This is a genomic window from Paenibacillus sp. Y951, assembly GCF_056786395.1.
In genome coordinates this window covers 1-737 of sequence record NZ_JBXCIY010000080.1, presented here as the reverse complement: position 1 = coordinate 737, position 737 = coordinate 1, and the positions used below count along the sequence as shown (strand labels likewise).

1 protein-coding gene is annotated in these 737 nt (G+C 31.6%); it reads left to right on the top strand.

From position 1 onward, the window contains the following. Window positions 1–737 (top strand): hypothetical protein (locus tag AC1TPB_RS24905; RefSeq protein ID WP_482078952.1); only part of this gene is annotated, 737 nt, incomplete at both ends.

Genomic DNA, 737 nt, shown 5'->3' with positions numbered 1-737 from the left:
ATAAACAAGGTTTAGAGGGTGTTGTATGGATTGTTGATTTAACAAATAATAACGGTCAATTTGGAAAAAAAGTTTATCCAATGATAACAAGCGGAAGGTTTGATACTGGTAGTTTTGGCGGAACCGGATTTGCATTAAATTCCAATAATATGCTTCAAATGGAATATAGTGTATTTTCCGGTAATGTTCTAACCAAAATATTTTCAGTAGAAATATTATTAGATTTATTAAAAACAGGGACAGCAGATTCTTTTGTAAATATAAATCTTGAGGGTGGCATTGGAGATGTAAAAAATAGTGCTTCTTTCTTTGGTAAGGATAATTGGTACTACAGCCATAATAGCTACGGTCAATATGATTCTACCATGTCAATAAAATCTCCAAATGGTGAAAATTATCTAAGGATTTTTTCAATGAACAAAACCGAATATTCCTATTTTAAGGGAAGTGGGGATATTGCATTTATAGAAACAACAAAATATAACACATCATCATGGCATAGTAAACCTGCAATTCTTGAAAGATCAACAGGTATTAGACACTATCTTCCTACTAAATCGACTACACCTAGTCTATGGGCGTTGGAGGACGGAAGATTAATTGTTAGTGACCATTTGGATAAAAAAACATACATGATCGACGACTATAAGAATTACGAAGAAACAAAAACTGTTATACAAGATAAAAGTATTGGAAGAGTATTGCAATCTTTAGGTAGCAAAATATTTTACTCATAT